Raw genomic sequence first — 12,507 nt, 5'->3', positions numbered from 1 at the left:
TTTATAAATTAAGTGCACCCTGACCTGAAGCAATCAGATAAGCTTCTTTCAGAGCTTCCGAATAAGTTGGATGGGCATACGAAATGCGGAACATATCTTCATCAGTAGTTTCGTAATGCATGCCAATAACAGCTTGTGCTATTAAATCAGCAGCCCGCGGACCAATAATATGCACACCTAATAGCTCTCCATACTTAGGTTCTGAAATAACTTTTACGAACCCATCCGGCTCCATTGCGGCGCGTGCTCTTCCACTTGCCAGAAAGGGGAATTTTCCTATGCGATACGCTTTGTTCTCTTTTTTCAATTGTTCTTCGGTGTACCCCACCGAAGCAACTTCAGGCCAGGTATAAACCACAGCAGGAATTAAATTATAATTTATATGCGGTTTTTGCCCGTTAATAGTTTCCGCAACAAAAGCTCCTTCCTCTTCAGCTTTGTGAGCTAGCATTGGCCCCGCTATCACATCGCCAATTGCGTAGATATTTTCTTCAGCAGTTCTTAAATTTTTATCTGTCTTAATCCTTCCTTTTTCATCTACACCTATTTTTGTGTTATCCAAGCCCAAACCTTCGGTGTAAGGCTTTCTTCCAACAGCAACAAGACAATATTCCGCACTTAGTTCTTTAGCAGTTCCTGTTGCATCCAGAAAAGAAACGCTTACTGAAGTTCCATTATTTTTTGCAGCCTGCACTCTATGGTCTAACAGAATTTCCATATTTAATTTTGAAAGTGTTTTTTTAAGCTCTTTGCCAAGGTCCTTATCCATTGTTGGGATCAGACTCTCAGCAAATTCAATAATTGTAACTTTTACATCCATGCGCGCAAAGATCGATGCCATCTCTACCCCAATAACACCACCGCCAATGATGATCATGTCTTTTGGTTTTTCGCCAAGAGCCAAAGCTTCCGTAGAGGAGATAATTCTTTTTTTGTCGATCTCTACTCCTTTTATAGAAGAAGGTTTCGATCCTGTAGCGATGATGAAATAACCCGCTGAAAATTTCGTCTGAGTTCCGTCTTTCTTAGTAAGCGAAATTTCTTTATTGTTTAAAAAAGATGCCCTGCCTTCGAGGACCTCGATTCTGTTTTTTTTCATCAGGTAATTTAAACCTGAAGTATTTTGTTTAACAACATCCGTTTTGCGATTGTAAAGTTGCGTGAAATTAACATGCAGATCAGATACTTCAATGCCATGCGTTTTAAATTTGTGCGCGGCATTGTGAAAATGTTCTGTGCTGTCGAGCAGAGCTTTCGAGGGAATGCAGCCTACATTGGTGCACGTGCCGCCCAGAACACTGTACTTTTCTACGATAGCTGTTTTGTATCCTAATTGCGCCGCACGAATGGCAGCTACATATCCTCCGGGACCCGAGCCGATGACGATAACGTCATAATGAGTTGTTTCCATAGTTAGTCTAAATTTTCAATAATCATTGCAGAAGCGCCACCGCCACCATTGCAGATAGCCGCCATGCCATATTTTCCACTCTCTTGTTTTAAAACGGAAATAAGTGTTGTTAGAATTCTTGCACCAGATGCCCCGATTGGATGTCCTATAGCAACAGCTCCTCCATAAACATTTACTTTATTCAAATCTAATCCGAGAATTTGTTGGTTAGATAAAATAACAGACGCGTAGGCTTCATTAATTTCGAAAAAATGGATGTCGCTTAACTTTAAATTTGCTTGTTTTAAAGCCTTTGGAATAGCAAGCGCAGGAGAGGTCGTAAACCATTCGGGTGCCTGGGCCGCATCAGCATAGGATACAATTTTTGCCAGAGGTTTTAAATTGTATTTTTCTACAGCCTCTTTAGATGCTAAGATCAAAGCCGCTGCCCCATCATTTAAGTTGCTTGAATTCGCAGCAGTTAAATTTCCGTCTTTTTCAAAAACAGGTTTCAGTTTAGAAACTTTTTCAAGGATTATTTTATCGATGTCCTCATCTTTGTCAATTACAATGGAACCATTTTTCTGCTCAACGGTAATAGTGGCGATTTCATTTTTAAATTTTCCATTTTTAGCGGCGTTCTGCGCTTTCTGATAAGACTCAATGGCATACTGATCTAAAGCCTTGCGACTCAATTTATACTTCTGAACACCTAATTCCGCAGCGCTTCCCATATGAAAGTTTTTGTATACATCCCAGAGACCGTCCTTTGTCATACCATCAACCATGGTAAGGTCACCAAGTTTAGTGCCTCTTCTAACATTCACATAGTGTGGAACATTACTCATACTTTCCATGCCGCCTGTAACAACTATATGCTCCAAACCAAGTTGAATTTGCTGGGCTCCAATAGCTGTTGCTTTCATGCCTGAGGCGCAGACTTTGTTGATAGTTGTAGCGTCCGTTTTATCAGGAATACCTGAAAAAATGGCGGCCTGTCTCGCCGGTGACTGGCCAAGATTTGCACTCAGTACATTGCCCATATAAACCGAATCAAGTGTTTCGGGATCTACACCTGCATGGGTGTAAGCTTCTTTGATAGCAATAGCTCCTAACTGTGTAGCAGATAAATGCGATAAACTTCCAAGCAGACCTCCTACGGGTGTGCGTTTTGCTGAGATGATGAATACTTCTTTCATTTTCCTTTTATTTTAATACCAATCGGTATATTTTTGGTTAAAAAAAACTAGTTCTTGATTTCGGTTTTTACAATAGTTACTATTCTGTTGAGCGCTGATATAAGCAGTTTCGAGTTATTCGTAATTTTTCCAAGCATTATGCCACCTTCCAATAAAGTTATAATAGTATAGGCGTACTCTTCGCTGGAGATGTTCTTTTTGAATTCGCCCTTTTCTTTTCCTGCCTCTATGATTTTACCGATACTTTGAGCCCATCGTTTTACGCTACTTTGAACATCTGCCTTTAAAAAAGGAAGATTGTCATCCGCCTCTACAGAGGCATTTTGTAACGGACAACCACCTCTTTCAAAAACCGTTTTCCAGTTTTCGCGGTAGTAATCTGTTATAGCTATAAGTTTTTCGGTACAGGTTGTACTACGACTAACATATTCGGAAATACGCCTGTGAACTCCTTTGATATTATAATTGAAAACTGCCGTGGCCACTTCGTCTTTGTTTTCGAAATTGCCGTAAATAGAGCCCTTTGTAAGTCCCGTTGCTTTTATTAAATCCTGTAACGATGTTCCCGCATATCCTTTTTTATTAAAGATTGACGCAGATTTCTCAATGATAAACGCTCTTGTTTTTTCTGCTTTCGACATGATCCAGATTCTAAATTGAGATCAAATATAGTTAATATACCGATCGGTATATTTTATTTTGGAAAAATTGGCTTTCAGGAAATGGCAGTTTAAAAATCAGGAGAGAGAATTATTCAAAAAAACGGATCTTTTAGTGGCAATATCTCCAGGGTAGAAATCATACTTTTACGTTTTTCCATTTGCCTTTCTTAAAATAGTACCAGGCTACTAAGGCAATAAGTGTTTCTGCTACAGGAACTGCGATAAAAGCCCCCGTAGAACCAAGATCTAATCCCTTGGCCATGAAATACGCGAAAGGAATCTGGAAGATCCAGAATCCGAAAAAGTTAATAAGTGTAGGAGTGCGCGTATCACCGGCACCATTCAGGGCCTGGATCATAACCATAGATATGCCGTAAAAAACATAAGCTGTTCCAATGATCTGTAATGCACGTGCTCCATAAGCTATCACGGCTTCATCGTGACTGAAAAAACGAATGATGGGTGTGGAAAAAAAGACGAAGAGAATCATTACAAAACTCATGAAAATTGCATTGTATTTGGCGGTGATCAATACGCTACGTTCAGCTCTTTCAATTTGTTTGGCTCCCAGATTTTGTCCCACCAATGTTGCTGCGGCATTACTCAGCCCCCAGGCTGGTAAAATAAAGAACACCATATTACGGATGGCTATCTGGTAACCTGCTGAAGCACTTGTGCCATCTGTTTCAGCAACCAAACGCGAGAGAACAATCCAACTTCCGCTGGCGATAATAAATTGTATAGTGGCAGGCCAGGCAACCGTAATCACCGATTTAATAAGTGTCCAGTCAGTTTTAAAATGATGGAGATGAAATTTTAAAATCCCGCTTCCTTTTATAAGATGATACACCTGGTAAAGCACGCCGGTACTTCTGCCAATAACCGTTGCAATGGCAGCGCCTTTTAAACCGAACGCGTGAATAAAAATGGGGCAAAGAACAATGTTGACAATACTGGCTATCCACAAACTTTTCATGGCCATTGCCGCATTGCCGGCGCCTCTGAAAATTCCATTAATCAGGAAGATCAGCATTATGACAATACTTCCACCAAACATTATTTGTGTAAAGCTCGTGCCTTCTTCCACAACCTCTTTACTGGCGCCCATCACCTGCAAAATGTCCCCTGAAAAAATTACCCCGGCAATGCTGAGAAAAAAAGTAATTACCACCGCAATTACTAGTGCTTGTGCCCCGGCATGGGCTGCAGCTTCTGGGTTTTTCTCGCCAATACGTCTTGCTACAATGGCTGTTGCGCCGGTGCTAAGGCCTATAGCAACAGAATAAATTAAAGTAATAACCGACTCTGTTAAACCCACTGTAGCAATGGCATTTTCACCCAGCTTGCCAACAAAAAACATGTCCACTATTGCAAACACACTTTCCAGGCTCAACTCTAATATCATTGGTATGGCAAGCAGGAATACAGCACGTGGAATACTTCCCTGCGTGTAATCTTGTTCTTCCCCGTTAAGAGATTGTTTAATAATAGAAAAGTATTTCGAAAATCTGGTTTGTTGTAGGGGTGCGTTCATAGGTTTTTTTGAAAAAGATCAAATAGTCGGTTTGCCTTCTTCTTTCGTTTTTTTATGGTAATAGAAATATGAACCAAAAGCAAGTATAAAAGAAATCAGCATAAAAAATAATCCTTCCATTGGCATGTGCGATGCTATTTGTGAATAGGTAGCGCCTGCCAAATCAAAAACAAGTCCTGCGTAAGCCCATTCTTTAATGCGTGGATAACCAGGAATTAAAATTGCAATAACCCCAAGGATTTTTGCTACGCTTAAAAATCCTGCAAGATATGCGGGATAGTGGAGGCTATTCATAAACTCAACACCCTGAGGATCGCCCGTAAGTGCTCCAATCGACGAGAACAGCATTAGTAATGAGAATAAGCCGGTAAAGATCCAGTAAATAATTTTTGTTTTTTTCATGACTATTTTTTTTTAAGGTTTTAGATCTGTAATTTAAATATCTGAATTTTAAAATCACTAAGCAATTTCTTACTTTAAGTTTACAGGGTTTTTAGGTAAGTTTCCAATTGATCGAAAGTGCCACCAAATCCCTGGTTCATGCCTGCGTGCATATCGGCAAATGCTTTTTCTTCTTCAGCACTTGCATTGTATGGAGTGCCACGTAAGCTCAATATGGTTTTTCCATTTTCTTCTGTGAATTTCCAAATATTGTAAACTTCTAATGGAAAAACGGGAAGAAAAGCATTCTTAATAAGATTACCGTCTTTGTCGGCAAACCCATTTGTGAATTCAATGCTTTCGGGGGCGTTTATTTTTTTGTATTTAAAAAGACCAAAGGTTTCCTGTCCTTTGGCATCTTTCATGGAGTAGTGAAAGGTGCCACCCTCACGCACATCTAATGTTATTACTTTTAATTCGAATCCTACAGGGCCCCACCAGTGTTTTAAATGTTCGGCTTCTGTAAATGCTTTAAAGATTAAGTCGCGCGGTCCGTTGATTGTGCGGGTTATTACCAGCTCATTTTCGTTTTTTGCTTCCATTTATTTTTGATTTTAAAGGTGATTTATTTTTTAGTTTGGTTTTTGTTTTTTCACCGCGAGGGGTAGCTGAGCTGGCTGCAGGGTGAAGTTGTGTTACGTAAAGTTCAAGTGCATCAAGTTTTGTATTCCAGAATTGTTTGTAATGTTCTACCCAGGTAGATATTTCTTTCAGTTTGTCAAGTTTAGCTTCGCAGTAACGTTCTCTGCCTTGCTGATGGATCACTATCAGCCCACACTCCGTAAGTATTTTAATATGCTTGGAGATGGCCGGGCGGCTTACGTCAAACTTTTCAGCCACAGAATTCAGATTCAACGATCGCTGTGAAACCATTTGTATAATTGCCCTGCGGGTAGGGTCGGCAATAGCCTGGAAAACATCTCTTCTCATCATATCTGTAACTGATCGGTTACAAATATATATGAAGCCGATCGGTTACGCAAATTTATTTTAGTAGTTTCTTTCACAAAAAATTAAATTCATTTGAAGAATTAACATAGTATGCAGCTGTTCAAACATTCAATAACAGCGTTTGCATGTTGGTGTTCTATATTTTTATCAAACTTGTTATAAAACCTCCGCAGTAAACCCAAGGTGGTTAAACAGAGAAATAATTTTTTCTCTGTTTAGAAATGCTCCCTGGCTTTGTACGCGCAAAATTTTATCGCAGTCTTCCAGATCAAAACTCGCTTCACAGTCCGGTAAGTCCCATTCAATAAACCTGGCGAGAAGTTTTGCTTCGGCTGAGTGTTGAACATTTGTTTTAAAAACTTCGGTCATTTATAAAATGTAAGTTGAATGTGGTCTGAATTTCTCTGCTAGAGTTTAAAGAGCCAATTCATGCCGTACTTATCTGTTAAGGCGCCAATAATTCCGTCGTAAAACTTATGTAAGGGATGAGTTATTTTTCCTTCCTGCGAAAGATTTTTAAAAACAGTTTCAATTTCCCGCTCAGAGGTACAAGCCAGTGCAAGTGAAATGGTTGTGCCTTTAATAAGTCCTTCAGAACCCATATCAGAACCAAGGAGTACAAGCGTGTCATTCTTTAAACTGGCATGTAAAATATTGTTTTGAACTTCTGCAGGCCACTGTTGGGCCATGGGCGAATCTTCAACACTTTGCATTTCCAGATTGCCGCCCAAACATTCTTTGTAAAAAGACATGGCTTCCCGGCAGTTGCCGTTAAAAGTGAGATAAACATTAAGGTGCGCCATTTTTTTTCGGAATACGTTGTGAACAAAAGTAGGGAGAAGGGGATTAAAACGGGAGGTGTAAGTGCGCCAATATAAAGGGTTGATCGCGACAAATATTTACTTTATTTTTGACTTATATAATCCAGCAAGATGAAGAAAAAAAACATCTCTATTCTGGTTCCAAAAGGACCGCTAACGTTAACCTGCTTGCAGGGTACCTATTTTCTTTTTAATAAGGTAAACGAATTTCTGGTAAATACAGGCAGGGAGTCCTTTTTTAGTGTAAAGCTTATTGGCTTAACCACAGAGCCTCACATGTATGACGATCTGTTTACAGTGAATCCCGATCTCAGCATAGAAGATAAACATCAATCTGATTTGATAATTATTCCTCCGGTGAATGGAGATTGGAATAAAATTATTGAAATGAATAAACAGTTTTTTCCATGGCTGATCGAACAACGGAAAGGTGGATCTGAAATTGCGAGCCTTTGTGTAGGAGCTTTTTTATTGGCCTCAACCGGCATGCTCGATGGCAAGACATGCGCAACACATTGGTATGCGGCAAACGATTTCAGAAAAATGTTTCCGGAGACAAATCTTGTTTCTGAAAAAATAATCACCGATGAAAATGGAATTTATTCCAGTGGAGGTGCAAACTCTTTTTGGAATTTACTTTTGTATCTCGTGGAAAAATATGTTGGCCGTGATACCATGCTTTTTTGTGCCAAGATGTACGAAATAGAAATTGACAGGGGAAGCCAGGCCTCCTTCAGTATATTTACAGGGCAAAAAGATCATCTGGATGAACCCGTAAAGAAAGCGCAGGAGTTTATCGAAAACAATTTCCAGGATAAATTGACTGTAGAACAGCTGGCCGACATGTTTGCGTTGGGAAGGCGAAGTTTGGAGCGACGTTTTAAAAAAGCAACCAGCAATACAGTGGTAGAATATATTCAGCGCGTGAAGATTGAAGCAGCTAAAAAAAGTTTTGAAACGAGTCGTAAAAATATAAATGAGGTTATGTACGATGTGGGATATACTGATACAAAAGCTTTTCGAACAACTTTTAAAAAAATTGCCGGACTTTCGCCCATAGAGTATAGGAATCGCTATAATAAGGAAACCGCAGCAGCCTAACTTACATTTTCGAGTAGGTTTTTCTCTGTGTTTTTTAAAGCATTCTGCCTTCTTTTTTTTAACAAAAAGGTGGCATTAGCTTTGCTTTTTATTTAGTGTAAAAATTTATCTTTTTTAAATTGAAAACGGTAAATAAACTATGCTAAAATGAATTTTGGTTTTAGGAGAACAAAGTGATGCAAGATTTACTTTTGTGTTCTGCTTAGCGCTAATACAGCATTTCTAAGGTAAAACCCTGATTTTATCTGGTTAAATAATGAGTAGATTTACGACCGCTCAAAACGTACAAGGCAATAATTTATGAATCAAAAAACAAGAGTTTTTTATATTGAAGACTACAAAGTTGTTAAAGAAGGAGTAAATTATCTTTTATCCCAATATGAAGATATTGAAATGATTGAAAAGGATTTTGAGCTCACCGAACTCGACACGTTTATAGCCGAAAATAAAATTGATGTGTTTATCCTGGATTTGCAACTCTACACCAAAGATAAAAAGGGTATAAATGGATTTGATGTCTGCGAAATGATTATTTCGAAATACCCATCCATAAAAATTGTAGCACATTCAATGTATGATAATGTTGAAAACGTAAATAAAATTTTCGGTAAGGGTGCTACAGGCTTTGTTTCTAAACTTTCCGGCCATGTAGAACTTTTAAATGCTATAAGGCGGGTAAATGAAGGTAAGTGGTTTCTTTGCAAAGAAATTGTTGCCAAAACAAAAAATTCAGCTAAATTTATCAAACAGGATGAACCGCTTTTAAAAGCTATTAGTGAACCTTTTACAAAATCGGAGAAAAGTGTTCTTGAAAAAATTTCAAAAGGATATTCAACAAAACAAATAGCGCATCAACTCGAAATTTCTGAAAAAACAGTGGAAACGCATCGCAAACATCTATTTGATAAAGCAAAAGTTAAGAATGTAGCTGAACTTATTGCATTTGCGTACGCAAGCAAACTTTTTATGGAATAAACTAAAATGGAACAAATTGCTGATTATAATTTTATACAGAAAATTGGCGAATTAACCGAAGATGGTATCGCAGTTTATGATAGTAGACTAAATAAGTTCGTATACGTTAACAGTAATTTCCTCGATATTTTTGAAATGAAACAGGGTCCGGACTTATTGTTCGGAAGCAGTTTAACCATTTTAAAATACGTATTGAGTGAAGATTTTGAATATCTGAAATCACGTTTCCAGGAACTAATTGAAAAAGGATGTATCAATACCACCGAATTTCGTTTAAAATTTCCCGACGATTCTATAAAACACCTGAGTTGTGATGTTTTAATTCTTGATAATTCTGACCTGGTAACTGCCTTTGTAAAGGATGTTACTAAAACAAAGCTTCACGAAGATTACCTCATAAAGTATACCGCGCAAAAAGATACGATGCTGGATATGCTCACACACAATCTTAGCGGACCTCTCTTACTTTCAAAAGATGTGATTTCTTCGCTGCAGGATGGAATTAATCAGAATAATGAAACGCACGTTAGAAAGCTTATTAGTATTATTCAGGAGAATACACAGCAATGCATCGATATCGTTAACGATTTTTTAAGAGAAGAACATCATGAATCTGCCCGCACTTACGTGAAGAAAACACGTTTTGATATAATGGAGAAGATAAATGTAACACTCGATAAATTGCGGGCTATGAACGATGATAAAACTTTTAAAGTAAGTTCTCATCTACACAATCTCAATATCAATTCTGATCCTGTGAAGTTTTTCCAGGTAATTCACAATATACTGTCCAATTCTATTAAGTTTACGCGTCCAGGTGGGGAAATTGCCATCGAGGTTTCAGAAAATGAATCGGATTATATTATCTGCCTTAAAGATAATGGAATCGGAATTCCGGATTCTATTAAGCCGAGCATTTTTAAAGAGAAGTATATTGGACGAACAGGTTTAAAAGGTGAAAAGTCTTCAGGCCTTGGTTTGTCGATAGCGAAAAGACTCGTTACATTGATGGGGGGAGAAATCTGGTTTGAAAGCCTTGAAGATTATGGTTCTTCTTTTTTTCTCAAACTACCAAAAGAATAATTGCTCAGCCCCTTGCACGATCAATTACTACTCACCGAAAAAGTATAGGCACAAAAAAAAGGTCATGAACGGATTCATGACCTTTTTTATTTCAGAAAAAATTATTTTCCTTTATTTACAGTTGAAGCTAAATCAGCTCCAGCTTTAAATTTCACTACTTTTTTCGCAGCGATTTTAATTTCTTTTCCTGTTTGAGGATTACGTCCGGTACGTGCAGCGCGTTTAGCAACCGAGAATGCACCGAAACCTACTAAACCAATACGATCGCCTTTTTTCAAAGCTTTGTGAATTGCTTCAATAGTAGAGTCTAAAGCACGACCAGCGTCTGCTTTTGTTAATTTTGATCCAGATGCAATTGCATCAATTAATTCTGCTTTGTTCATTGTTTTTTAATTTAAAGGGTTAAACATTTATTTGCTTGCGTCAAACATAATAATATAAACCACATTTGTCAACATATTTGGACGAAATTATGGCGGATTAGTCGATTATTGGCCCTTTTTTAACAATTTGATCCCTGAAACAAGCTTATAGAGGGGGATGTGAACGCGCATGGGCTGCTATGCATTGTTGGGTGCGGATTTCGCGCCCTCTGGTTTTGCTGAAAATAAAAAATACCTGGAAGATCGGTAAGGCTTGTGTAATCTGGCTTCCCGTAAATGAGAGGTGTGGAGACAATGCCCCAAAAACGGGAATTCGTTTAAAATTTCATTTCTCTGTTTTTTTTCAAGCCTTCAAATTTCAAGTCTTATTTTTTTTGAGTTTCTAAAGACCTTGCTATCAAAGGGTTTTTTTATTTCGAGTTTTGTTCTCCCCTGGTGGCATCACATTTGAAATATTTACTCAAGAAACACTAGTATCTTTTACTATTTACTTATAAACTTAAAACGAAAGTTATGTCAACTACAAAAAAATTAGGAATCTGGATGGATCACGCGAGCGCGCATTTAATGGAGCTTACAGGTAATAGCATATCTCACAAAACAATTTCTTCGAAATTTACTCACGAGGAAAAAGAAAAAAGTCTTTCACATAGCGAGAACGTTATGCATAATAAGGAACAACATCAAACTTCAGAATTTTATAAAGAACTTGGCGAAAGCATCCGCAATTATGATGACGTTATTATTTTCGGCCCTACAGATGCAAAATCACAATTGGCAAATATTTTAAAAGCCGATCACCGTTTTGCGAAAATTAAGATCGAAACCAAGTCGGCTGACCAAATGTCTGATGCTGCCCGTCACACGTTTGTAAAAGATTATTTTTCGAATCAAATACACTAACCAGTTAAACTGAATAGTATGAGCACACTTGCCTACGCTGCTGTATTAGTCTTACTTTTTATAATCGGCGCTTTCATTTTCGGTTATTTAGAAGCTACAAGCAGGACCTTAAAAAATGGATTTACCAGTCTTGACAAGGGTATTAAGAGTTTAAGGAATATCAAAATTCTTACACTCCATAAAAAGAGCAATAAAGTTATTACTATAGGATTGTCAGAGTCGGGTTCGCCTATTGGAAAAAACGGCTCTGATGATTTAAAAATTTACGTTCACGAATACTAAAATAAACAGGCATATAATTAGCATAGTAAAAAACATAAAAAAACAATCATGAAAAAAGCATTACTTATTTTTGGAATAGTATTCAGCATGTTTAGTACGGAAGTTTCAGCTCAATCTTCCTACAACACAGCGCCACGCGAAAAGTTTGGCCCACAAATTAACATAGGTGCAGGCCTTGGCTATTATGGTCCGGGTGGTTATTTAGCGCCGGCAATAGTTGGAAGTGTGGAGTTCGATATTGCGAGAAACATTACACTGGCTCCTTTCGTTGGGTTTTACACGTATTCCAACTACTACTATTGGGGAGGTCCTAATCACCCTTATGGAAATTACAGATACCGTGAAACTGTTGTGCCGATTGGTGTGAAGGGTGCATACTATTTTGATCAACTTTTTCAGGCAAGCGAAAAATGGGATTTCTATGCTGCAGCTTCTGCCGGTTTTGCAATTCGTTCGCGTAGTTGGGACAGCGGATATTATGGCGATAGAGACGTAGTTGCAGGACCAAGTCCACTTTACGTAACTGCTCATATTGGTTCACGTGTTCATCTTACACAGGTATTCGGACTTTACTTAGATCTTTCAACAGGTATGTCCACTTTCGGTTTATCGTTTAAACTGTAAAAATTAATTCCGGTTAATTCCACTTTAAAAAAAGGAATACAGATTTAACTCTGCATTCCTTTTTTTATTTACAAGAGGATAAAAATTTAACAAACGAATTATTTCTATTTTGCAACCTGATGGCGTAAGGATGGAATTATAGTGTATATTTACCTTAC

At 38.0% G+C, this 12,507-nt stretch carries 15 protein-coding genes and 1 pseudogene; 6 read left to right on the top strand and 10 right to left on the bottom strand.

Going from position 1 to position 12,507, the window contains the following annotated elements; genetic code table 11:
- Nucleotide 1 precedes the first annotated feature (1 nt).
- From lpdA to CNR22_04695, 9 genes and pseudogenes are all read right to left on the bottom strand, one after another.
- Nucleotides 2-1,411 (bottom strand): dihydrolipoyl dehydrogenase, encoded by a 1,410-nt coding sequence (gene lpdA / locus CNR22_04735; protein ID PBQ31100.1) that lies wholly within the window; start codon nucleotides 1,409-1,411, stop codon nucleotides 2-4.
- 2 nt (nucleotides 1,412-1,413) lie between these two features.
- Nucleotides 1,414-2,589: an acetyl-CoA C-acyltransferase gene (locus CNR22_04730; GenBank protein PBQ31099.1), complete on the bottom strand. Its 1,176-nt coding sequence runs from the start codon at nucleotides 2,587-2,589 to the stop codon at nucleotides 1,414-1,416.
- A 47-nt stretch (nucleotides 2,590-2,636) separates the two neighbouring features.
- Nucleotides 2,637-3,230 (bottom strand): TetR family transcriptional regulator, encoded by a 594-nt coding sequence (locus CNR22_04725; GenBank protein ID PBQ31098.1) that lies wholly within the window; start codon nucleotides 3,228-3,230, stop codon nucleotides 2,637-2,639.
- Nucleotides 3,231-3,387: 157 nt separating this feature from the next.
- A complete protein-coding gene (locus tag CNR22_04720) occupies nucleotides 3,388-4,785 on the bottom strand; it encodes an MATE family efflux transporter (GenBank protein PBQ31097.1) in 1,398 nt (465 codons plus the stop codon).
- Between the two features lie 18 nt (nucleotides 4,786-4,803).
- On the bottom strand, nucleotides 4,804-5,187 hold the full coding sequence (locus tag CNR22_04715) for a DoxX-like family protein (GenBank protein ID PBQ31096.1): 384 nt from the start codon (nucleotides 5,185-5,187) through the stop codon (nucleotides 4,804-4,806).
- A gap of 80 nt (nucleotides 5,188-5,267) precedes the next feature.
- A complete protein-coding gene (locus CNR22_04710) occupies nucleotides 5,268-5,768 on the bottom strand; it encodes a polyketide cyclase (GenBank protein PBQ31095.1) in 501 nt (166 codons plus the stop codon).
- Nucleotides 5,769-5,862: 94 nt separating this feature from the next.
- Nucleotides 5,863-6,156 (bottom strand): annotated as a pseudogene (locus CNR22_04705) (transcriptional regulator).
- A gap of 177 nt (nucleotides 6,157-6,333) precedes the next feature.
- Nucleotides 6,334-6,546 (bottom strand): hypothetical protein, encoded by a 213-nt coding sequence (locus tag CNR22_04700; protein PBQ31094.1) that lies wholly within the window; start codon nucleotides 6,544-6,546, stop codon nucleotides 6,334-6,336.
- Nucleotides 6,547-6,584: 38 nt separating this feature from the next.
- Entirely contained in the window at nucleotides 6,585-6,980 is a 396-nt protein-coding gene (locus tag CNR22_04695; protein PBQ31093.1) for a VOC family protein, read from the bottom strand.
- Between the two features lie 129 nt (nucleotides 6,981-7,109).
- Here CNR22_04695 and CNR22_04690 point away from each other — a divergent pair, with 129 nt between their 5' ends.
- The 3 genes from CNR22_04690 to CNR22_04680 all read left to right on the top strand — a co-directional run bounded on the left by CNR22_04690 (nucleotide 7,110) and on the right by CNR22_04680 (nucleotide 10,157).
- Complete coding sequence (locus CNR22_04690; protein PBQ31092.1) at nucleotides 7,110-8,099, top strand: AraC family transcriptional regulator; 990 nt, start codon at nucleotides 7,110-7,112, stop codon at nucleotides 8,097-8,099.
- Between the two features lie 300 nt (nucleotides 8,100-8,399).
- Nucleotides 8,400-9,074, top strand: a complete 675-nt coding sequence (locus tag CNR22_04685) for a hypothetical protein (GenBank protein ID PBQ31091.1) — start codon at nucleotides 8,400-8,402, stop codon at nucleotides 9,072-9,074.
- A 6-nt stretch (nucleotides 9,075-9,080) separates the two neighbouring features.
- Nucleotides 9,081-10,157, top strand: coding sequence for a hypothetical protein (locus tag CNR22_04680; protein PBQ31090.1), 1,077 nt, complete (start codon nucleotides 9,081-9,083; stop codon nucleotides 10,155-10,157).
- Between the two features lie 101 nt (nucleotides 10,158-10,258).
- On the opposite strand, the gene CNR22_04675 is transcribed toward CNR22_04680, so the two are convergent.
- Nucleotides 10,259-10,540 (bottom strand): DNA-binding protein, encoded by a 282-nt coding sequence (locus CNR22_04675; GenBank protein ID PBQ31089.1) that lies wholly within the window; start codon nucleotides 10,538-10,540, stop codon nucleotides 10,259-10,261.
- A gap of 513 nt (nucleotides 10,541-11,053) precedes the next feature.
- Between CNR22_04675 and CNR22_04670 the strand changes: the two genes are divergently transcribed.
- From CNR22_04670 to CNR22_04660, 3 genes are read left to right on the top strand one after another with little or no spacing between them, the layout of a single operon-like run.
- A complete protein-coding gene (locus CNR22_04670) occupies nucleotides 11,054-11,443 on the top strand; it encodes a hypothetical protein (GenBank protein PBQ31088.1) in 390 nt (129 codons plus the stop codon).
- Between the two features lie 18 nt (nucleotides 11,444-11,461).
- The gene (locus CNR22_04665; protein PBQ31087.1) at nucleotides 11,462-11,725 is read left to right on the top strand and encodes a hypothetical protein; all 264 of its coding nucleotides are present in this window, start codon (nucleotides 11,462-11,464) and stop codon (nucleotides 11,723-11,725) included.
- A 48-nt stretch (nucleotides 11,726-11,773) separates the two neighbouring features.
- A complete protein-coding gene (locus tag CNR22_04660; protein PBQ31086.1) occupies nucleotides 11,774-12,349 on the top strand; it encodes a hypothetical protein in 576 nt (191 codons plus the stop codon).
- Nucleotides 12,350-12,507: the final 158 nt, after the last annotated feature.

The organism is Sphingobacteriaceae bacterium, assembly GCA_002319075.1.
In the GTDB taxonomy this organism is placed as follows: domain Bacteria; phylum Bacteroidota; class Bacteroidia; order B-17B0; family Aurantibacillaceae; genus Aurantibacillus.
The sequence above is the reverse complement of the archived record's forward strand: the minus strand, read 5'-3'. Positions and strand labels throughout refer to the sequence as shown.

Bases quoted from the DNA above. Each gene is read 5' to 3' on its own strand.
- CNR22_04670 (PBQ31088.1), top strand. From the start codon at position 11,054: ATGTCAACTACAAAAAAATTAGGAATCTGGATGGATCACGCGAGCGCG.
- CNR22_04730 (PBQ31099.1), bottom strand. From the start codon at position 2,589: ATGAAAGAAGTATTCATCATCTCAGCAAAACGCACACCCGTAGGAGGT.
- CNR22_04685 (PBQ31091.1), top strand. From the start codon at position 8,400: ATGAATCAAAAAACAAGAGTTTTTTATATTGAAGACTACAAAGTTGTT.
- CNR22_04665 (PBQ31087.1), top strand. From the start codon at position 11,462: ATGAGCACACTTGCCTACGCTGCTGTATTAGTCTTACTTTTTATAATC.
- CNR22_04695 (PBQ31093.1), bottom strand. From the start codon at position 6,980: ATGGCGCACCTTAATGTTTATCTCACTTTTAACGGCAACTGCCGGGAA.
- CNR22_04710 (PBQ31095.1), bottom strand. From the start codon at position 5,768: ATGGAAGCAAAAAACGAAAATGAGCTGGTAATAACCCGCACAATCAAC.
- CNR22_04700 (PBQ31094.1), bottom strand. From the start codon at position 6,546: ATGACCGAAGTTTTTAAAACAAATGTTCAACACTCAGCCGAAGCAAAA.
- lpdA (PBQ31100.1), bottom strand. From the start codon at position 1,411: ATGGAAACAACTCATTATGACGTTATCGTCATCGGCTCGGGTCCCGGA.
- CNR22_04720 (PBQ31097.1), bottom strand. From the start codon at position 4,785: ATGAACGCACCCCTACAACAAACCAGATTTTCGAAATACTTTTCTATT.
- CNR22_04660 (PBQ31086.1), top strand. From the start codon at position 11,774: ATGAAAAAAGCATTACTTATTTTTGGAATAGTATTCAGCATGTTTAGT.
- CNR22_04680 (PBQ31090.1), top strand. From the start codon at position 9,081: ATGGAACAAATTGCTGATTATAATTTTATACAGAAAATTGGCGAATTA.
- CNR22_04675 (PBQ31089.1), bottom strand. From the start codon at position 10,540: ATGAACAAAGCAGAATTAATTGATGCAATTGCATCTGGATCAAAATTA.
- CNR22_04715 (PBQ31096.1), bottom strand. From the start codon at position 5,187: ATGAAAAAAACAAAAATTATTTACTGGATCTTTACCGGCTTATTCTCA.
- CNR22_04690 (PBQ31092.1), top strand. From the start codon at position 7,110: ATGAAGAAAAAAAACATCTCTATTCTGGTTCCAAAAGGACCGCTAACG.
- CNR22_04725 (PBQ31098.1), bottom strand. From the start codon at position 3,230: ATGTCGAAAGCAGAAAAAACAAGAGCGTTTATCATTGAGAAATCTGCG.